This is a genomic window from Clostridium sp. KLE 1755 (genome assembly GCF_000466465.2).
Classification (GTDB): domain Bacteria; phylum Bacillota; class Clostridia; order Lachnospirales; family Lachnospiraceae; genus Eisenbergiella; species Eisenbergiella porci.
This window is the reverse complement of record NZ_KE992667.1, coordinates 58,279-77,597: the sequence shown is the minus strand read 5'-3', so window position 1 is coordinate 77,597 and position 19,319 is coordinate 58,279. Positions and strand designations below refer to the sequence as shown.

Annotated in this window: 17 protein-coding genes; 16 read left to right on the top strand and 1 reads right to left on the bottom strand. The window is 50.6% G+C overall.

Going from position 1 to position 19,319, the window contains the following annotated elements:
- Positions 1 to 245 precede the first annotated feature (245 nt).
- From uvrC to HMPREF1548_RS04715, 13 genes are all read left to right on the top strand, one after another.
- A complete protein-coding gene (gene uvrC / locus HMPREF1548_RS04775) occupies positions 246 to 2,117 on the top strand; it encodes an excinuclease ABC subunit UvrC (protein ID WP_021634669.1) in 1,872 nt (623 codons plus the stop codon).
- 63 nt (positions 2,118 to 2,180) lie between these two features.
- Entirely contained in the window at positions 2,181 to 3,128 is a 948-nt protein-coding gene (gene hprK / locus HMPREF1548_RS04770; RefSeq protein WP_025488330.1) for an HPr(Ser) kinase/phosphatase, read from the top strand.
- Positions 3,129 to 3,130: 2 nt separating this feature from the next.
- Positions 3,131 to 4,069, top strand: coding sequence for an ROK family glucokinase (locus HMPREF1548_RS04765; protein ID WP_021634667.1), 939 nt, complete (start codon positions 3,131 to 3,133; stop codon positions 4,067 to 4,069).
- A 54-nt stretch (positions 4,070 to 4,123) separates the two neighbouring features.
- Entirely contained in the window at positions 4,124 to 5,035 is a 912-nt protein-coding gene (gene murB, locus HMPREF1548_RS04760) for a UDP-N-acetylmuramate dehydrogenase (protein ID WP_276945384.1), read from the top strand.
- 175 nt (positions 5,036 to 5,210) lie between these two features.
- Positions 5,211 to 6,071 (top strand): RNase adapter RapZ, encoded by an 861-nt coding sequence (rapZ, locus tag HMPREF1548_RS04755; RefSeq protein WP_025488332.1) that lies wholly within the window; start codon positions 5,211 to 5,213, stop codon positions 6,069 to 6,071.
- A 35-nt stretch (positions 6,072 to 6,106) separates the two neighbouring features.
- Entirely contained in the window at positions 6,107 to 7,132 is a 1,026-nt protein-coding gene (gene whiA, locus HMPREF1548_RS04750) for a DNA-binding protein WhiA (RefSeq protein WP_021634663.1), read from the top strand.
- Positions 7,133 to 7,169: 37 nt separating this feature from the next.
- The gene (locus tag HMPREF1548_RS04745) at positions 7,170 to 7,433 is read left to right on the top strand and encodes an HPr family phosphocarrier protein (protein ID WP_021634662.1); all 264 of its coding nucleotides are present in this window, start codon (positions 7,170 to 7,172) and stop codon (positions 7,431 to 7,433) included.
- Between the two features lie 131 nt (positions 7,434 to 7,564).
- Complete coding sequence (locus HMPREF1548_RS04740; protein ID WP_021634661.1) at positions 7,565 to 8,476, top strand: diacylglycerol/lipid kinase family protein; 912 nt, start codon at positions 7,565 to 7,567, stop codon at positions 8,474 to 8,476.
- A gap of 174 nt (positions 8,477 to 8,650) precedes the next feature.
- A complete protein-coding gene (gene fba, locus HMPREF1548_RS04735; RefSeq protein WP_025488333.1) occupies positions 8,651 to 9,514 on the top strand; it encodes a class II fructose-1,6-bisphosphate aldolase in 864 nt (287 codons plus the stop codon).
- 468 nt (positions 9,515 to 9,982) lie between these two features.
- Entirely contained in the window at positions 9,983 to 12,034 is a 2,052-nt protein-coding gene (locus tag HMPREF1548_RS04730; RefSeq protein ID WP_035321074.1) for a TIM-barrel domain-containing protein, read from the top strand.
- 307 nt (positions 12,035 to 12,341) lie between these two features.
- Positions 12,342 to 13,289, top strand: coding sequence for a helix-turn-helix transcriptional regulator (locus HMPREF1548_RS04725; protein WP_021634655.1), 948 nt, complete (start codon positions 12,342 to 12,344; stop codon positions 13,287 to 13,289).
- Positions 13,290 to 13,508: 219 nt separating this feature from the next.
- A complete protein-coding gene (locus HMPREF1548_RS04720) occupies positions 13,509 to 14,714 on the top strand; it encodes a DNA glycosylase AlkZ-like family protein (protein ID WP_021634654.1) in 1,206 nt (401 codons plus the stop codon).
- Between the two features lie 96 nt (positions 14,715 to 14,810).
- Positions 14,811 to 15,377 carry a GNAT family N-acetyltransferase gene (locus tag HMPREF1548_RS04715; RefSeq protein ID WP_021634653.1) on the top strand — a complete coding sequence of 189 codons (567 nt, stop codon included), beginning with the start codon at positions 14,811 to 14,813 and terminating at the stop codon, positions 15,375 to 15,377.
- 143 nt (positions 15,378 to 15,520) lie between these two features.
- Here the strand turns inward: HMPREF1548_RS04715 and HMPREF1548_RS04710 are convergent, their stop codons facing one another.
- Positions 15,521 to 16,042: a peptidylprolyl isomerase gene (locus HMPREF1548_RS04710; RefSeq protein WP_021634652.1), complete on the bottom strand. Its 522-nt coding sequence runs from the start codon at positions 16,040 to 16,042 to the stop codon at positions 15,521 to 15,523.
- Between the two features lie 153 nt (positions 16,043 to 16,195).
- Here HMPREF1548_RS04710 and HMPREF1548_RS04705 point away from each other — a divergent pair, with 153 nt between their 5' ends.
- The 3 genes from HMPREF1548_RS04705 to HMPREF1548_RS04695 all read left to right on the top strand — a co-directional run bounded on the left by HMPREF1548_RS04705 (position 16,196) and on the right by HMPREF1548_RS04695 (position 19,275).
- Positions 16,196 to 17,167 carry a GNAT family N-acetyltransferase gene (locus HMPREF1548_RS04705; protein WP_157065637.1) on the top strand — a complete coding sequence of 324 codons (972 nt, stop codon included), beginning with the start codon at positions 16,196 to 16,198 and terminating at the stop codon, positions 17,165 to 17,167.
- A gap of 133 nt (positions 17,168 to 17,300) precedes the next feature.
- The gene (locus HMPREF1548_RS04700; RefSeq protein WP_021634650.1) at positions 17,301 to 18,989 is read left to right on the top strand and encodes a thioredoxin domain-containing protein; all 1,689 of its coding nucleotides are present in this window, start codon (positions 17,301 to 17,303) and stop codon (positions 18,987 to 18,989) included.
- 10 nt (positions 18,990 to 18,999) lie between these two features.
- Positions 19,000 to 19,275: a hypothetical protein gene (locus HMPREF1548_RS04695; RefSeq protein ID WP_021634649.1), complete on the top strand. Its 276-nt coding sequence runs from the start codon at positions 19,000 to 19,002 to the stop codon at positions 19,273 to 19,275.
- The last annotated feature ends 44 nt before the right edge of the window (positions 19,276 to 19,319 follow it).

Here is a 19,319-nt window from a genome sequence, read left to right as displayed (position 1 = left end):
CCCCGCCGGCCCGGTAGGCAAGTTTTCCAATACGGTTCTTCCGCCGACAGACAGGAAATAACCTGTAATTAAGCTTCCCTCGCAGGAAACAAAGCGAGGCGGGACATTAAATTCATAAAAAAAGCTACGGATAAGGGATTCTTATGTTAAGATAAAGTAAGAATCCCTTTTCCTGTCGGCAGTCTCCTGATGCCGCCATATATTTTGTCGCTATACACTTTTACACCCGCAGGGAGGAAAAACATATGTTTAACTTCGAAGAAGAACTGAAAAAGCTCCCCCCCAAGCCCGGTGTCTACATTATGCATGACAAGGATGACACGATTATTTATGTGGGAAAGGCCATCAGTCTGCGCAACCGGGTGCGTTCCTATTTCCGGGAGAGCACAAATAAAAGCCCCAAAATAGAAAAAATGGTGACTAAAATCGCCAGATTTGAATATATAGTTACGGATTCCGAGCTGGAAGCGCTGGTGCTGGAAAACAATCTGATTAAGGAGCACAGCCCGCGCTACAACACCATGCTTAAGGATGATAAAACCTATCCTTATATTAAAGTGACAACAGGGGAAGAATATCCAAGAGTCCTTTTTTCCAGACAGATGAAAAAGGATAAATCCAGGTATTTCGGGCCCTTTACTTCCGCCGCGGCGGTGAAGGACACCATAGAGCTGATCAATAAGCTGTACCGTCTGCGGACCTGTAACCGGGTGCTTCCCAGGGATATCGGTCTGGACAGGCCCTGCCTCAACTATCATATCGGACAGTGCAGCGCGCCCTGCCAGGGAATGATTACCAAAGAAGAATACCGGGAGCAGGTGGATAAGGCGCTTGATTTCCTGAACGGCAACTTCAAGCCCATACTTACGGATTTGCAGCAGAAGATGGAGGAAGCGTCGGAAAGCCTGGATTTTGAAGAGGCTATCCGCTACCGGGATCTGTACAACAGTGTGAAGCAGGTAGCCCAGAAGCAGAAAATCACGGACAGCAACGGGGAGGATAAGGACATTATCGCCCTTGCCAAGGATGATAACGATGCGGTGGTCCAGGTGTTTTTTGTCCGGGACGGCAGGCTGATCGGCAGGGAGCATTTTTATATGACGCATATTTCGGACAGCACCTCGGCCCAGATACTCCTGGACTTCGTCAAGCAGTTCTATGCGGGAACGCCTTTTGTGCCCAGGGAGCTGATGCTGCAGGAGGAAATTGAGGATACGGAGATTGTGGAGCAGTGGCTCAGCAACCGCAGGGGAAGCCGCGTCCATATCCGGGTGCCCAAAAAGGGGACCAAGGAAAAGCTGGTGGAGCTTGCCGCTACCAATGCGGCGCTTGTCCTGAGCAAGGACAGGGAGCGCATCAAGCGGGAGGAGGGTAGGACCATCGGCGCCGTGAAGGAAATCTGCGCGCTTCTTTCCCTGCCTGAAATCAGCCGGATGGAGGCCTTCGATATTTCCAACATCAGCGGCTTTGAGAACGTGGGCTCCATGGTGGTTTATGAAAAAGGAAAACCGAAGCGGAGCGATTACAGGAAATTCAAAATCCGCACAGTGTCCGGCCCGGATGATTACGCCTGCATGAAGGAGGTCCTTACCAGGCGGTTCCTCCACGGTATGGAGGAAGCGAAGGAGCTGCAGGAGAAACAGCTGGAAAAGGAATTCGGCAGCTTTACCAAATTCCCGGATCTGCTGCTGATGGACGGCGGCAAGGGCCAGGTGAACGTGGCGAAGCAGGTGTTGGAGGAGCTGCATATTGATATTCCGGTGTGCGGCATGGTGAAGGATGACAACCACCGTACCAGAGGGCTTTACTACCAGAATGAAGAAATTGAGATAGACACCCGCAGCGAGGGCTTTAAGCTGATTACCCGCATCCAGGATGAGGCCCACCGGTTTGCCATAGAATACCACCGCTCCCTGCGGAGTAAGGAACAGGTGCGCTCCGTGCTGGACGATATTCCCGGCGTGGGGCCTGCGAGGCGCAAGGCGCTGATGCGGCATTTCAAGTCCATAGACGACATCCGTTCGGCGGACGCGGCGCAGCTTTCCCAGGTGCCGGAGATACCGGAGCATATCGCGGAAGAAATCTATTCTTTTTTTCATGGTTCTGTGGTAAAATAAGCAAAGATAAACGCGCAGCGATATATGTATAACAGCGGAAAATATAAAAGTGGAGGACAAGGTATGTCACATGTGAATCTAACACAGATCATTGAGAAAATGAAACTGGAAAACCTGACACCGGAAATCGATGTCAAGGGGATCAAAATCACCCAGCCGGACATCAACAGGCCGGCGCTGCAGATGGCGGGGTATTTTGAGCATTACGAGGCCACCCGCCTGCAGATTATCGGCTTTGTGGAATATACCTATATGGAAGCGATGACGGAGGAGAGGAAGAACAAGATTTATAACCAGCTGCTGTCCTATCCCATCCCCTGTATCGTATTTTCCAGGGAGCTTCATCCCGACCCTCTTTTCCTGCAGATAGCAAAGGAAAAAAATGTGCCTATCCTGATGACAAAGAAGGCGACCTCCGCTTTTATGGCGGAAATTATCCGCTGGCTGAATGTGATGCTGGCGCCCTGCATTTCCGTGCACGGCGTGCTGGTGGACGTTTATGGAGAAGGCGTGCTGATTACCGGAGAGAGCGGAATCGGTAAATCCGAGGCGGCGCTTGAGCTGATTAAGAGAGGACACCGTCTCGTATCCGACGACGTGGTGGAAATCCGCAAGGTCAGCGATGATACGCTGATTGGCAATGCGCCTGATATCACAAAGCATTTCATTGAGCTTCGCGGTATTGGAATCATTGATGTAAAGACGCTGTTCGGTGTTTCCAGCGTAAAGGATACCCAGTCCATTGATCTGGTGATCCGTCTGGAGGACTGGAATAAGGATAAGGAATACGACAGACTCGGTCTGGAGGAGGAATATACGGATTATCTGGGCAACAAGGTTGTCTGCCACAATATTCCCATCCGTCCCGGACGTAATCTGGCCATTATCTGTGAATCTGCGGCAGTTAACCACCGCCAGAAGAAGATGGGCTATAACGCGGCGCAGGAGCTGTACACCCGTGTCCAGAATTCCCTGGCCCGCAGAAGAGAAGAAGATGAGGAGGACGATTGATTATGGCAAAGTACTGTTTCGGAGTAGATGTGGGAGGCACCACCGTCAAGCTGGGCTGCTTTGATACGGAGGGAACCCTTCTGGAAAAATGGGAGATTACCACAAGGACGGCCAACGGCGGCGAGGCGATCCTGCCCGACGTTGCTGCCAGCATTCTGGACAAGATGAAAGAGCGTGAGATTTCCAGGGAAGATGTTATCGGCGTGGGCGTAGGCGCTCCCGGTCCCATTGACGGGGAAGGAACCGTTTATAATGCCGTAAACCTGGGCTGGGGAACCTTCAGCATTAAGAACCAGCTGCAGGGACTTCTGAACATTCCCGTAGAGGCAGGCAATGACGCTAACGTGGCCGCTCTGGGAGAGATGTGGAAGGGCGGCGGCCAGGGCCATAAGAACCTGGTGGCTGTTACGCTGGGAACCGGCGTTGGCGGCGGCATCATCGCCGACGGCAGAATTCTTTCCGGGGCCACGGGAGCCGCAGGGGAAATCGGACACATCCATGTGATGGACGGCGAGCAGGAAATGTGCAACTGCGGCAATTACGGCTGCCTGGAGCAGTACACCTCCGCAACCGGTATCGTAAGGCTTGCAAAGCGCAGGCTGGCGGCTGACGATAAGCCCAGCAGCCTGAGAGGGAACGACAGCATTTCCGCCAAGACCGTATTTGATGCGGTAAAGGCAGGGGATGAGCTGGCAATCGAGGTGGCGGAGCAGTTCGGTGAAATCCTGGGTAAGGAGCTTGCCAACATTGCAGGTGTTGTGAATCCGGAAATTTTTGTAATCGGCGGCGGCGTATCCAAAGCAGGCCCGATTCTGCTGGATTATATCCAGAAGAATTACATACCTTATGTCTTCGCAGGAAGCAGGGGCGCGCTGTTTGCGCTGGCGACCCTGGGAAATGACGCCGGTATTTACGGAGCGGCAAAGATGGTGCTGGACTAAAAGCGCCGGATACGGCATAATATATTTTTAAGTTTATGAGGAATGGGAGCACAAGTGAGTAGAGCTTTGATAGAATATCTGGAAAGTGTGGTACCGGCAGAGAACATCCTTTTGGAGGAACCCATGCACAAGCATACCACCTTCCGGGTGGGAGGACCGGCAGAGGTATTTGTAACTGTCGAGAATAGTAAACAACTGGAAAAAATAATCAAATACCTGAATCTTGTGGAGCGGCCTTATTTTATCCTTGGCAACGGAAGCAACCTGCTGGTAGGGGATAAGGGCTACCGGGGAGTCATCATCCGGCTGGGCGGTGATTTCAACCATCTTACGGTGGAAGGGACGCTTCTGACGGCGGGGGCTTCCGTACTGCTGTCCGCAGCCGCCAGGGTGGCCATGGAAAACGGCCTGGCCGGAATGGAATTTGCCTCCGGCATCCCGGGAAGCGTGGGCGGAGGCGTCAAGATGAACGCAGGGGCCTATGACGGCGAAATGCGCAATATCGTGGAATCCGTACAGGTGATGTACAAGGACGGAAGCATACTGGACCTTGACAATGAAACCATGGAGTTCGGTTACCGCAACAGCGTAATCAAAAACAGGCCTTATGTGGTGCTCCAGGTTTCCATGAGGCTCCAGGAGGGTGACAGGGAGGCGATCCTTGCCAGAATGAATGAACTGACGGCAAGACGGAAGGAAAAGCAGCCGCTGGAATACGCCAGCGCGGGCAGTACCTTTAAGAGGCCGGAAGGCCACTTTGCCGGAAAGCTCATTATGGACAGCGGTATGAGGGGCGCCAGAATCGGCGGCGCGCGGGTGTCCGAAAAGCACTGCGGCTTCGTGATTAATGACGGCACGGCAGTAGCGGCGGACATTGCGGAGCTGATCCAGGAGGTCATTGAGACTGTAAAGGAAAAATTCGGAGTCACGCTGGAGCCGGAGGTTATTTTCCTGGGAGATTTTTAGGCGGCTGTCCTTTGTGTGGACAGCGCTTTTAACAGTATGAAACGGGTAAACGGAGGCCCCTGCAGGGGCTTTCGTTCTGCCTGCCGGAATACGGAAGGGAAGCGTAAGATTCCTTTCAAACTACTGATTTATGCAGTATCGCAGGCAGGCCTGCGGTATGCAGGAGGTATAAAAGGTGAGATTCGTAATTGTGACGGGAATGAGCGGCGGGGGCAAGAGCACAGCCATGAGAATGCTTGAGGATTCAGGATTTTTCTGCGTGGACAACCTGCCGGTGCCTTTAATTGAGAAGTTCATGGAACTGCTCATGATGCCCAATAACGAAATATCCAAAGCTGCGCTGGGGCTGGATGTGAGGGCCGACCAGTCCTTTGGCGATGCCATGAAAATACTGAATAAGATGCGCCAGAACGGCTTTGTTTTTGAAATCCTTTTTATGGATGCCAGCGATGCAACCCTGATGAAGCGTTATAAGGAAAGCCGCAGGGTACACCCCCTGGCTACTCCGGAGGACAACCGGATTGAGAGCGGCATCCGCAGGGAAAGGGAAATCCTTACCGCCATGAAAAAACAGGCGGATTATATCATAGATACTTCCAAGCTGCTGACCCGCGAGCTGAAGGAAGAAATAGACAGAATTTTTGTGCAGAACGGGGAATATAATAATCTTATAGTAAGCATTGTTTCCTTTGGCTTCAAGCACGGAATACCGGCGGACGCGGATCTTGTTTTTGACGTGAGATTCCTGCCCAACCCATTTTACATTGACGAGCTGAAATATCTGACAGGCCTTGATAAAGGCGTACAGGATTATGTGATGAGTTTTCCTGAGGCCGGGCAGTTTCTGGACAGGCTGGAGGACATGCTGCATTTTCTGATCCCCAACTATATTAAAGAAGGTAAATATCAGCTGGTGGTTGCCATAGGCTGTACCGGAGGAAAACACCGCAGCGTGACGCTTGCAAATGAACTGTACGGGCGCATGAAGGATAAAGGGAACTATGGACTGACATTAAGCCACCGGGATGTGAAATAAATGGCCGGCGGGACTCATATCCAGGAGGGCGCAATATGTCTTTTTCGGGAGAAGTAAAAGAAGAACTGATGAAACACACGCCTCCGGCCAGGCATTGCCAGCTGGCGGAGCTTGCATCCATACTGCATTTCTGCGGCAGCCATACGGCGGCAGAGGGCAGTAATAATTTACAAAATGAAGAAAAAAAGAGCATTTTTAACGGTGAAAAGCTGCTGATTCAGGCAGAAAATGAGGCGGTTATCAGAAAATGCTTTACATTATTGAAGAAAACATTTAATATAAATACTAGCGTGAATGAAAAAAGAGTCGGAAAGAGCGGAAAAGCAGGCGCCGGGACCGGTGCAAAGCCCAGGGCTTATGAGATTGAGCTTACGGATCCCTCTCAGATAAAGCAGGTTCTCCAGGCCACTAAATTCATGGACGGGGAAGGGCATCTGAGGGATATGAAAGCGCCTGTCAGCGCGATTCTTATCAAGAATTCATGTTGTCAGAGGGCATTCCTGCGAGGGGCGTTTCTGGCGTCGGGTTCTATGAGCGATCCGGGAAAGAGCTACCATCTGGAAATTGTATGTACGAATTTATTCCAGGCGGAGCAGATACAGTCCATTCTTCTTGCATTTGAAGTGGAAGCGAGGATTGTACAGCGGAAGAAGTACCAGGTGGTTTATATGAAAGACGGCACCGGGATCTCAGACTTCCTGAACATTGTGGAAGCGCATGTATCCCTGATGAATTTTGAAAATTTCAGGATTGTAAAAGAAATGCGCAATTCTGTAAATCGGAGAGTGAACTGTGAGACGGCGAATATCGGCAAAACCGTTAGTGCGTCCACAAGACAGGCGGAGGATATCCTTCTCCTGCAGCAAAAATACGGATTTGAGAATCTCCCGGAAAGCCTGAGGGAGATGGCGGAGGTCAGACTGGCCTATCCCGACGCTCCCTTGAGGGAGCTGGGGGAATATCTGGATCCTCCTGTTGGTAAGTCCGGTGTGAATCACAGGCTTCGTAAATTGGGTGAGCTGGCGGACAAGGTCAGATCACAGCAGGGGATAAAGAGTTAACAGAAGTGGAAGGAAAGCAGTAAAAGGAGGAGTAATTATGAAAATGAAGGCAGTCAGAATTCAGTTAAACGGCGGACTGGAAGCGAGACCCGTAGCTATGCTTGTTCAGGTGGCCAGCCAGCATGACAGTACTGTTTATCTGGAATCGGAAGGCAAGAAGGTAAACGCAAAGAGTATCATGGGAATGATGAGCCTTGGACTGGACAGCGGCGAAATGGTAACTGTAATCGCCGATGGCCCTGACGAGGAGGTTGCGGTGGAAGACATTGCAAAATATCTTTGCAGCGGCAAAAGCAACTGAATGAAGAAAAGGCTTTAAAATAATAGCGAAAGGAGCATTTACATGCTCCTTTTTTGAAGTTCTGAGGGGGCCATTAAAAAGAGGAAAACAGGGGACTCGCATTTTGCTCCGCAAAACATGGAGGATTTGAGATGGCTAAGAAAAAAATGCTGTTTATTTATAATCCAAAGGCCGGCAAGGGACAGATTAAAAACAACCTTTGTGATATTATAGATGTTTTTGTAAAGGCAGGGAATGAGGTTACCGTTTATCCCACCCAGTATGCAGGGGATGCGGTAAGGATGGCTGCTGAGAAGTCAAAGAAATACGATTGTGTTGTCTGCAGCGGGGGCGACGGGACGCTGGATGAGGTGGTCACCGGTATTATGAAGAGCAACAAGCTGGTTCCGGTGGGCTATATCCCGGCGGGAAGCACCAATGATTTTGCCAACAGCCTGGGGATTCCCAGGAATATGAAGGCCGCCGCGGAAACAGTGGTCGGCGGCAGGCCCTTTGCCTGCGATATCGGCGCCTTTAATGACGACACGTTTGTGTATATTGCGGCTTTCGGGCTTTTTACCGATGTTTCCTATGAGACGAAGCAGGAATATAAGAACGTCCTGGGACATATGGCATATATTCTGGAAGGGATGAAGCGCCTGCCTTCCATCAAATCCTATCAGATGAAGGTGACGGCGGAGAACCTGGAGATCGAAGGCGACTTCATTTTCGGTATGATTACCAATTCCATGTCCGTGGGAGGCTTCAAGCGGATTACCGGAAAATATGTGGAACTGGATGACGGGGAATTCGAAGTGACCCTGATTAAGCGCCCCACCAACGCCATTGAGTTGAACCAGATCCTTACTGATCTTGTAAACAGGAATATAGATACGGATCAGATGTACTGCTTTAAGACAGCTTCCCTTCATATTGAATCCGAAGAAGAGGTTGCCTGGACCCTGGACGGGGAATTCGGAGGGCGCCACAGGGTAGTGGATATGGAAAACCGGAAGCAGGCTCTGGAAATCAGGGTTCCCTGGCCTGAAAATGTGTTGATTTAAGGCAGCGTCTTCCGGCCCGCTGTGTTTTGGGCAGTAACTGTGGAGGGACTGAACAGTTATATTCAGGCAAGTTATGTGAAAAGTTTAACTTTCCTTATTTCCTTTTTGAAGAAGATGGGTTATAATAACACCAGTAAAGGGAATTTATTTTACAATTTAACGGAGGTAAATAAAATGTTAGTATCAGCTAAAGAAATGCTCGACAAAGCAAAAGCAGGCCACTATGCAGTCGGCCAGTTCAACATTAATAACCTGGAATGGACAAAAGCCGTTCTGCAGACAGCACAGGAACTGAATTCTCCTGTAATCCTCGGTGTATCCGAAGGCGCTGGCAAATACATGTGCGGATACAAGACTGTAGTTGGTATGGTTAACGGAATGCTGGAAGAGATGAACATCACTGTTCCCGTAGCTCTTCACCTTGACCATGGCAGCTATGACGCTTGCTACAAGTGCATCGAAGCTGGCTTTTCTTCCATCATGTTCGACGGATCCCATTATTCTATTGAAGAGAACGTTGCCAAGACTAAAGAACTGGTTGCAGCAGCTCATGAAAAAGGACTTTCCATCGAAGCTGAAGTTGGTTCCATCGGCGGTGAAGAAGACGGCGTTATCGGAATGGGCGAATGTGCAGATCCTCAGGAATGCAAGATGATCGCTGATCTGGGAATTGATTTCCTGGCAGCAGGCATCGGCAACATCCATGGAAAATATCCTGCAAACTGGAAGGGACTTTCCTTCGAAACTCTGGATGCTATCCAGCAGCTGACAGGGGACATGCCTCTCGTTCTTCACGGCGGCACAGGTATCCCGGAAGACATGATCAAGAAAGCTATCTCCCTCGGCGTTTCCAAGATCAATGTTAACACAGAGTGCCAGCTTTCCTTCGCAGCAGCTACCAGAAAGTACATCGAAGAAGGCAAGGATCAGGAAGGCAAGGGCTTCGACCCTCGTAAGCTTCTTGCTCCCGGAGCACAGGCTATCAAAGATACCGTGAAAGAGAAAATGGAAATGTTCGGTTCCGTTGGAAAAGCCTGAATATAGGTTTTATTTCTTACGGGGACAGGCCGGATGAATGCGCTTGCGTATTTATCGGACTTTCACAGGTTTATAATTACAGATAAAATCAGAGCGTCGGCAGTATGCCGGCGCTCTTTTTAAATAGATGGGCCGGGACAGCGGGGGCGGCGGGTGATTTTCTGCCTGCTGCGGGAACTGTGCGGAACAGCCATGCAGATAAAAATTAAAAATGGAAGACGGTGTACCTGCAGCTTTATGCTGATGCATATAATAAAAAAATTTTCATCCTGACAGTCAATAATATTCGGATTGACAGTTACGGACCTGCACGGTTATAGTATAAAAAAGAGCTGGTTTTACCAGGATTACCAGGAAGGTGAAAAGGTTTTGCCAGGGAGCCGGGCTGGCAGAAGGAACCGGCGGAATTGAGGTTTTGTAAAAGGGTGTTATCAAATTATGGAAATACCGCAGAAAGGATGCAGAAGGATGATAAAGAAAATAACCTATGGAGCCCCCTTCGATACGGAGGCGGTTACCGGAGCCTATGAAAGCTGGCAGGGAGAGCTGCCTTATTTTTCCCAGGAAGAGGGAAGAAAATTTTCCTACAGGATGGCGGAGGAGGATATTGTATTCGGCCTTGGGGAAAATGTGCGCGGAATCAATAAGCGCGGCTGGATTTATGAAAGCAAATGCAGCGATGATCCGAACCACAGGGAGGACAAGCGCTCTCTTTACGGCGCCCATAATTTCCTTATAGTGGATGGAAAGGAATGCTTTGGCGTGTTTTTTGATTATCCGGGTAAGCTTACCTTTGATATCGGTTATACCGACCGGAACGTGATGCTCATAGAAGCACAGACAGGGGATATTGATGTTTATGTGATCGAGGGGGAGGGGCCGGAGGACATCGCGAAGCAGTTCCGCGGGCTTGTGGGACGCAGCTACATTCCGCCCAAGTGGGCTTTCGGCTATGGACAGAGCAGATGGAGCTACATGAATGAGGATGAAATCCGGGAGGTAGTGAAGAAGCACAGGGAGGCCGGTATACCCCTGGACAGCATTTATCTGGATATTGATTATATGGTTAGGTATAAGGATTTTACCGTAAATGAGGAAACCTTCCCGGATCTTGCGGGCTTTGCGGAAGAGATGAAGGAGCAGGGAATCCATCTGGTGCCGATAATCGATGCGGGTGTGAAAATAGAAGAGGGCTATGATGTTTACGAGGAAGGCATGGCGGGCGGATATTTCTGCAAGGAAGAGGACGGCAGTGAATTTGTGGCCGGCGTATGGCCCGGGCGTGTGCATTTTCCGGATATGCTCAATGCGGATGCGAGAAAATGGTTCGGCGGAAAATATAAGGTGCTTCTTGATCAGGGGATTGAGGGCTTTTGGAATGATATGAATGAACCGGCTATTTTTTATTCCGAAAAGCATCTGCAGGAGGTTTTTGAGCAGCTGGAGGAATTCAGGGGGATCAATCTGGATAATGAAGCCTCCGCGTCCCTGAACAGGCTGGTTGGCGGACTGAGCAATAATGAAGAGGATTATAAGCTTTTTTACCATGAGCATAAGGATGGCAGGGTAAGGCATGATAAGGTACATAATCTGTTCGGATACAATATGACCCGTGCTGCGGGAGAGGCGTTTGAGGAGCTGGAGCCGGATAAGAGGATTCTTATGTTTTCACGTTCCTCCTATATCGGGATGCATCGTTACGGCGGCATCTGGACGGGGGATAATCTTTCCTGGTGGTCCCATATCCTGCTGAATCTGCATATGATGCCTTCCCTGAATATGTGCGGTTTCCTGTACACAGGGGCTGATCTCGGAGGCTTCGGCGCGGATACGACGGAGGAACTGCTCATGCGCTGGCTGGAGCTGGGAATTTTCACGCCGCTGATGCGCAACCATTCTGCCTGGGGGACAAGACGGCAGGAGGTTTACCGTTTTACCCAGACAGGGAGCTTCCGGAAAATAATTGCGCTGCGCTACTGTCTGCTTCCCTACCTGTACAGTGAATATATGAAGGCGGCGCTGAGAGATGAAATGATGTTCCGCCCGCTGTCCTTTGTGTACGCCGGAGATCGCTTTGCCCGCCGTGTGGAGGATCAGCTGATGGTGGGCGAAAGCATTATGATTGCTCCTGTATATGAGCAGAACGCAAAGGGGCGTTATGTATATCTGCCGGAGAGAATGAAGCTGGTACGTTTCCGGGGGCCTGAGGACAGGAAGGAAGAGGTGCTTGAAAAGGGCCACCATTATGTGGATATCGCTCTGGATGAGGTGGTTTTCTTTATCCGGCCGGACCATCTGGTTCCTATGTCAAAGGGTGGAAGCTGTGTGGAAAAGGTGGATTTTGATCATCTTGGACTTCTGGGCTTTGTGGAAAAGGAAGGCTCCTATGAGCTGTATGATGACGACGGATACAGCAGGGATTATGAATCGCCTTCGCACTATACGCAGATTACTGTGGACGCAGAGGGAAGGATAAGCAGCGGCGGAGAGGGAAGCCGGAAAGAATTTTATTTGATTTGACTTCAAAAAAACGCAAAAAAAACTCCCCTGGACAGGGAGGATGCCAGGTAACTGTTTACCTGGCATTTATTATGAAAAAGCTATTTATAAAAAGTTTTGTTGTACGCTAAAGGAGGGAAGATGAAGTTGTATGTTTTTCTCGCTTCATCTTATGTTTATAGTATAGTAAAGAGAAGTGTCTAAACAGTGATTGACAGATTAACTTTCTTTGAAATAAATATGAACAAAATATGAACGCTGTTTTTGGCAAAAACTGACAGAAAAAACATGTTTTATACGTCTGTAATAGCAGACGGCGGAGGTGAAAATGAAGCTGGACCGACTTCTGGGAATCACAATTTATCTTTTGAATCATGAGAAAACCAGCGCCAGTACCCTGGCAAAGCGCTTTGAGGTTTCAGTACGTACGATTCAAAGAGATATTGAAGCCCTGTGTATGGCGGGAATCCCTGTTGCGGCGAGTATGGGCGCTGACGGCGGCTATGAAATACTGGATACCTTCTGCATGGAACGCCAGACCGCAGAGCAGACGGATTATCAGCATATTGTGGCGGCGCTGCAGGGCCTGCTCTCCGCATATGAGGAAGAGACGGCCGAAGATACGCTTGAAAAAATGAAGGCGCTGGCGGGAACATCCGCTCCGGAGGTAATCCTTGACTTCAGCGTGGCCAGGGAGGAAAACGGCATCAGCGGAAAGCTGGCGATTATCAGGGAATGCATGGATCAGGGGAAAAAGCTGTCCTTTCTTTATACGAATGCCGAAGACAGGGAAAAGCAGTTTGAGGTGGAGCCTGCCGCCTGTATTTTTCAATGGTACGCCTGGTATCTGGCGGCATATTATCCGGAAAAGGAAAGCTACTGTCTGTTTAAGCTGGTGAGGATGCGCACACTTTGCTGTATGGAGGAGAGGATGCAGCGCAAGCATGATGCAGGGGAGGCTGCGGAAATACTGCGCAGCAGGCCGGATACAAGAAAACAGCTGGACATCAGGCTGGAGGGCAGGAAGAAGGTAAAGGTAAAATGTATGGAATACCTGAAGGGGGAAATTGAGGAGGAGAAGGAAAACGGGGATTTCATAATGCGGCTCAGGGTGCCGGAAAATGAGCATTTCTGGTATGGGACAATTCTGGGGCTGGGAAACCAGATAAAGGTTCTGGAGCCGGAAAGCCTGAAGGAACGGATTTGCCGGGACTGCAGGGAGGTGCTTGCGTGTTATGCAGAAAAGCGGCATGCGTTATATAAAAACCGAATATAAACATTTTCCGGAGTGTGAGCGGATTAGCGGGGATTATCATTATTATGAGATTATGTCTGATATGGATTCATTAAGGTCCGGAGAGGAATAGTTATAACAGTTCGGATCCGTCTGCCACGAATATTTCTTCTGCTAAAATTCCTGGCAGGGCAACTATGACATACAGCTGTCATACTTTGGCTGGTATAATGTAAGAAATGCAGGAGAGGAAGGGCAGGTATGGCAGCTGGCAGCAATTGTATATCAAAAGAGGAGGCCAGGCGTTTCCTGGTGAAGTACCATGGACTGGACGGCGGCCAGGGGCTGTCGGGAAAGGATGGGATCATGCGGTTTATGAACCGCGTGGGATGTATTCAGTACGATCCGCTGAATGTGGCGGGGCGGAATGCGGACTTAGTATTGCAGTCAAGAATTGTGGGCTATCGGCCCAGGCTGTTGGAGGAGCTTTTGTATACGGATCGGAGCCTGGTGGATGGCTATGACAAGATGATGTGCATTTACAGGACGGAGGATTTCGGAAGGATGGCGCGGGTCAGGAAAGCGGCGGCGGGTGGCGCGGCGGCTGTGATGCGGCGCCGGGGACAGACGGAGGCGCTGGAGCTTCTGGATGTGATACGGGAGGATATCCGCAGGAACGGGCCTGCCCAGGCGAAGGATTTTTCCATAGGCTGTAACCTGGAGGGAAGATGGGGGCCGAAAAAGCTGTCCAGCGCGGCGCTGGATTATCTTTACTGTACAGGTGAGCTGTCGGTTGCGGGAAAAACAGGCGCTCAGAAAATTTTTGATTTCACTGAAAATTTGCTGCCGGGGATAAGGACAGAGGAATTCCAGGGAGAGGATGGAGAGGCAGCTTTTTTCCGATGGTATGTGAAGCGCAGGATTGGCAGTGTGGGAATGCTGTGGAATAAAAACGGAGGCGCCTGGCTGGGGCACTTTGTATCGGACAGGGAGCGGCGCGGGGCGTGTATCCGACAGCTTTTGGATCGGGGAGAGCTGCGGGAATTCCGGGTGGAGGGGATTGAAGAGCCTTTTTATATGCGCACAGAGGATGCGGATGTTCTGAACAGGCCGTTTCAGGAGGGCAGGACGGTATTTATGGCGCCGCTGGATAATCTTTTGTGGGACAGGGAAATGCTGCGGGCGCTGTTTGATTTTACCTACAGCTGGGAGGTATATTTGCCCGCAGATAAAAGAAAGTTCGGTTACTATGTACTGCCTGTGTTGTATGGAAGCCGGTTTGCGGGAAGGTTTGAGCCGGAGCAGTACCGGCAGGGGGATTCTGTGCTGCGGATTAAAAACTGGTGGTGGGAGGAAGGCTGCGGGGGTGACATGGATATGCGGGAGTCTCTGGCGGATGCATGGAAACGGTTCGGGGCGTATCTGGGGGCTGAGAGAACGGAAGGAACAGCGCAGGTGATTAAGTAAAAGGTTAAGCAGAACATCAGGTAAAACAGTATATCAAACATCAAGTGAAAGGTTAAGCAAAACACTGGGAAAAACGGTGGGAAAGGGAAGGGCAATATGAAAGATGTGTATGTAGAATGTCCGGTATTGGGAAACGAGGCTTTTTTGCTGCAAAGAACGGTGATGGCGGATGTTCAGGAGCTTCTGGAGGTTTATTCTGATGAGAAGGCGGTGCCTTTTTTCAACAGTGATAACTGTAACGGGGACAATTTTTTTTACAGGACGCTGGAGCAGATGCAGGCAGAGATAAACTTCTGGGAAGCTTCTTATCGGAGCAGGGCATTTGTCAGATGGAGTATTTTTGACCGGAGCAGCGGCAGGGCGGTGGGAACGATTGAAATGTTCTGCAGGATGGCGGATGATTTTTTTAATAAGACGGGGCTGCTGCGGCTGGATTTAAAAAGTGAGTATGAGAAGGAAGATGTGATATGCAGTATTTTGGAGCCGCTGCTGGAGCAGGTGCCGGAGCTGTTCGGGTGTGAATCTGTTTCCACCAAGGCGGTGAAGGAAGCGGCGGAGAGGCGGAAGGCTCTGGAACGTCTGGGATTTAAGGAGACGGCGGAAAAGCTGAAAGGCCATGATGGGACGGCCTATGGTGATTATTATATGCTGCGGTGTGAGTGAGGAAATGTCCATAATTCAGCCGGAGCCGGAAGCGGCAGCAGGTTCAGGATTGTCTGAACTGCTGCGTAAATACGCTTTCCGGCTCCGGCTGAAATTTTGGGGAAAAGCCTGTGTAACCATCCGGCTGCCCGGACGGCTACAGCTTACATTTTTTCCGGTTCCGGATAATCCACGCCGAAGGTTTCCACGGTCATGGTTTTGATGCGCTGATCCTCAAGCGGGCGATCGGAATAATCCGTGCGGGTTTCAGCGATGCTGTTTACCACGTCCATTCCTTCGATGACCTTTCCGAAGGCTGCATAGGAGCCATCCAGATGGGGTGAATTTTTATGCATGATGAAGAACTGGCTGCCTGCGGAGTTGGGAGCCATGGAACGGGCCATGGAAAGAACGCCTTCTGTGTGCTTCAGGTCATTTTTTACACCGTTCTGGGAGAATTCTCCTTTGATGGAGTAGCCGGGGCCGCCGGTTCCGTTACCAACCGGGTCGCCGCCCTGGATCATAAAGCCCTTGATGACTCTGTGGAAAATCAGCCCGTCATAGAAATTCTTATTGATCAGACTGATAAAGTTATTTACGGAAATAGGGGCGATTTCAGGATAAAGCTCTGCCTTTATAACATTTCCGTTTTCCATGGTGATTGTTACAACGGGATTCTGTGCCATAAATAAAACTTCCTTTCTGGTATTTATTTGGTTACAATATAACTGTTCAATGTCCTCACAGTTACGTTGCAATAAGCCTATGCGGCAAGGCGCATGGCCGACAGGTCTATTGTAGCCGAAATGCGGGAATTCGTAAAGGGAGTTAACCGGTTTATGTTGGAAAAAGTGATTGTGTCGCTGGAAAAAGAGGCGGCGGAAGATAAAATAAAGGAACTTAGGGAGAAGCTTGCACTGTATCAGACGGAGCTGCTGGTGGATACAGGGTGGTGTAGGGGGAAAAAACGGGCAGATAAGGCGGAAAATGCAGATAAGGCAGATAAAGCGGATAAAACAGACAAAGCGGATAAGGCAGATAAAGCGAATAAGGCAGACAGGACGGATAAAACGGTTGGGGCGGGCCGGATTGCTGAGGGAAAAGCTTCCGGGAAAGACGCCGCCGTCTACATTACGGACAGGCCTGATGCGGTCAGGGCGGCAGCGGGAGAAGATGCCTGCATTTTGTTGTATCTGACAGAAGAAAACAGGGGCAAAATATGGGGGGATATTCCTTATGCGGTGGAAGGCCTGGAAGGACTGGACGGAGATTTCCTGGAAAAGGTCTATCAGCGGCATGTGAAGGAGCCCTGGGAGATTCTGCAGACGGACCGGCTTATTGTCCGGGAAATGACAGAGGAGGATCTGGATGCGCTGTACCGGATCTATGACCAGCCGGGAATTGAGGATGTTATGGATGGGCTGTCGGAGGATAGGGAGGAGGAGCGGGCATATGTCAGGGCTTATATAGAACGGGCCTATCCTTTTTACGGATTTGGGCTTTGGATGCTTGCGGAGAGGGAATCGGGCAGATGTGTGGGAAGAGCGGGGTTTTTTATGAGGGAAGGGTTCGATGAACCGGAACTTGGCTTCATTATTGCCCGGGAAGCACAGAGGAAGGGGTACTGTATGGAGGCCTGTGGCGCAATACTGGAGTATGGATTCCGGGAGCTGGGATTTGAGCGGGTGCAGGCGCTGGCGGCAGAGAGGAATGGCGCTTCTCTGGCTGTATGCCGGAAATTGGGCGGGCAGAGGAGTGGAAGCATCGTATGGGAGGGCAGAAGTTATGTACGGTTCGTATGGAGCAGGTAGCCGGGAGCGGCTGTTGAACGGCAGCATGGCTATTGACGTATATGACGTGGAAAAGCTATAATTCAGTTAAATGTGCAGATACCGGACAGTGGTAAACAGCTGATGAATTCAGAGTAAAGGCAGGGGCGGGAGTATGAGGAAAGCAGCGGCAGCGGTTCTTGTTATTGTGTTATTGGCGGCGGCAGGTTTCTTTGGACTGTGGACAGCGGGAAAAAAAGAGGCTGATGCGGACACGGAACCGGAAAAAACAGTGATTTATTTTTTCCATAATAATCCCTGTGAATCCTGCCACGAGGGTGAAAAATTCAGGGAGCTGGTCAGGGATACGCTTGCGGAAAAGCAAGACAACAATCCCTACTGGATAGATGAATATTATATTTACCGGCCGGAAAATAAGGAAAAAATGAACCGGCTCATGGAAGAGAGGGGAATTTCTCAGGAGAATATTTCCTATCCGCTGGCAATTATAGGAGAACGCTGCCTGATTGGCTATACCCAGATAAGAGAGGAATTATACGACAGCCTTAAGTTGGCTGCTGAAAAAGGAAGCAGCGGAGGGGCAGAGTCGGGGAAAACAGCCGGATACGGGGCGCAAGGGGAAGGGGAAGCAGCCGTAGACGGAGCGGTAAAGGCCGGGGAAGAAGATGCTGTCAACGGGGGAACCGCCGGAATGAATGGAAGCGGCGAAAGCAGTTTCCGCTGGAAAACCCAGGATTCCATACATATTCTGCTGTTTACCACGGAAAGCTGCAACAGCTGTGAGAAGGCAAAGGAATATCTGGCAGGACTGCCGACGGAAGCTGTAGCGGACGGGAGGAGCTATCCCGTTGAGCTTGGTGAAATTTCCGTGATGGAGGAGGACAATGCGGACTACCTGATGGAGTTGTATGACTCCTTCCAGGTGCCGTCGGCAGATCAGAAGGTGCCTGTGGTATTTATCGGAACTCACTATCTTGCTGGAGAAAAACAGATCCGCAGCGGGAGGCTGGAAGAGTATATCAATGCACTGGAAGGCCTTGGGGCGCTGTATCTGCCTTCGGACGGCAGGCCGGCGGATGGGGGACGGGTGCCTGGCAGCGCGGCGGGAAAAGGCTTCGAAGGAGCGGTTTCTGTCGGGAGCATCCTTCTTACGGGGCTGCTGAATGGCCTGAATCCCTGTGCGCTTTCCATGACGCTTCTGTTCCTTTCATTGCTTGCGGCGGCCGGCGGCCGTTTCCTGCGGTACGGTTTCTGTTTCCTGGCTGGAAAATTTGCGGCTTATCTGGGACTGGGACTGGCAGTTTCCGCAGCCGCATCGGCTATACCCATGGAGGCCTTCGGGCTGGCCCGGAATATATTGAATGTAATACTGGTATGCTTTTGCCTGGCAGCGGCACTGGGAAACATCTGGGATTTTGTCCAGATAAAAAGAGGAAATTATGGGAAGGTCAGAATGCAGCTTCCCGCAGGGCTGCGCAGATGGAATGAAAAGCTTCTGCAGTCCGCAGTCCGTCCGGGGCTGGGAGGGTTGCTTTTCCTGGCCGTATTCGGCGGGAGCGTGCTGGTTTCCCTGGGTGAATTTTTCTGTACAGGGCAGATTTATCTGGCTTCCATACTGCGCTGGGTGCAGACGGATGCGCAGAAGGGCATTCCGGTCTTCGTTTTTTGCCTGTATGTGGGAGCTATGTGTATTCCTGCGCTGCTCATCATTCTTCTGGTGGCAGGAGGGAAGAGCATCCTGGCGCTGTCGGAAGGAAGCCTGCGGCGGATGCCGGCGGTAAAGCTGTGCTATGCGGCGCTGTTTATTGTGTTTGCTGTATTTTCTCTGTATATGCTGATTTAGGGGGAGAACCATGTTTGGAAAAAAGAAAAAGCAGGAGAATGAAATCTGCGTCCGGTTGGGAGAACATGAAGTTTACAGGGGAACGCTGACCGATCTGCCGCTGAAGGAAGAGATTATCCTGGAAAAGAGCGAGGAATTTTTCAATGATCCCAATCCCTGCTTTATCCACAGGAGCGCTGTCAGGGTAAGGCTGCTGGCAGAGCTGGAGGAGGCCGCGGGGCGCGGAGAATGGGAGCTGTGGGAAAAATATATGGGAGTGGCAGTTGACAGTGTGGACTTCGGGTAAGGCCAGGGAAAGATTGACTGCCAGGACATGCGCGGGGTGACACA

What these genes read in the sequence shown, in the direction of transcription:
- uvrC (WP_021634669.1), top strand. Translation starts at nt 246, where the DNA reads ATGTTTAACTTCGAAGAAGAACTGAAAAAGCTCCCCCCCAAGCCCGGT.
- hprK (WP_025488330.1), top strand. Translation starts at nt 2,181, where the DNA reads ATGTCACATGTGAATCTAACACAGATCATTGAGAAAATGAAACTGGAA.
- HMPREF1548_RS04765 (WP_021634667.1), top strand. Translation starts at nt 3,131, where the DNA reads ATGGCAAAGTACTGTTTCGGAGTAGATGTGGGAGGCACCACCGTCAAG.
- whiA (WP_021634663.1), top strand. Translation starts at nt 6,107, where the DNA reads ATGTCTTTTTCGGGAGAAGTAAAAGAAGAACTGATGAAACACACGCCT.
- HMPREF1548_RS04745 (WP_021634662.1), top strand. Translation starts at nt 7,170, where the DNA reads ATGAAAATGAAGGCAGTCAGAATTCAGTTAAACGGCGGACTGGAAGCG.
- HMPREF1548_RS04740 (WP_021634661.1), top strand. Translation starts at nt 7,565, where the DNA reads ATGGCTAAGAAAAAAATGCTGTTTATTTATAATCCAAAGGCCGGCAAG.
- fba (WP_025488333.1), top strand. Translation starts at nt 8,651, where the DNA reads ATGTTAGTATCAGCTAAAGAAATGCTCGACAAAGCAAAAGCAGGCCAC.
- HMPREF1548_RS04730 (WP_035321074.1), top strand. Translation starts at nt 9,983, where the DNA reads ATGATAAAGAAAATAACCTATGGAGCCCCCTTCGATACGGAGGCGGTT.
- HMPREF1548_RS04725 (WP_021634655.1), top strand. Translation starts at nt 12,342, where the DNA reads ATGAAGCTGGACCGACTTCTGGGAATCACAATTTATCTTTTGAATCAT.
- HMPREF1548_RS04720 (WP_021634654.1), top strand. Translation starts at nt 13,509, where the DNA reads ATGGCAGCTGGCAGCAATTGTATATCAAAAGAGGAGGCCAGGCGTTTC.
- HMPREF1548_RS04715 (WP_021634653.1), top strand. Translation starts at nt 14,811, where the DNA reads ATGAAAGATGTGTATGTAGAATGTCCGGTATTGGGAAACGAGGCTTTT.
- HMPREF1548_RS04710 (WP_021634652.1), bottom strand. Translation starts at nt 16,042, where the DNA reads ATGGCACAGAATCCCGTTGTAACAATCACCATGGAAAACGGAAATGTT.
- HMPREF1548_RS04705 (WP_157065637.1), top strand. Translation starts at nt 16,196, where the DNA reads ATGTTGGAAAAAGTGATTGTGTCGCTGGAAAAAGAGGCGGCGGAAGAT.
- HMPREF1548_RS04700 (WP_021634650.1), top strand. Translation starts at nt 17,301, where the DNA reads ATGAGGAAAGCAGCGGCAGCGGTTCTTGTTATTGTGTTATTGGCGGCG.
- HMPREF1548_RS04695 (WP_021634649.1), top strand. Translation starts at nt 19,000, where the DNA reads ATGTTTGGAAAAAAGAAAAAGCAGGAGAATGAAATCTGCGTCCGGTTG.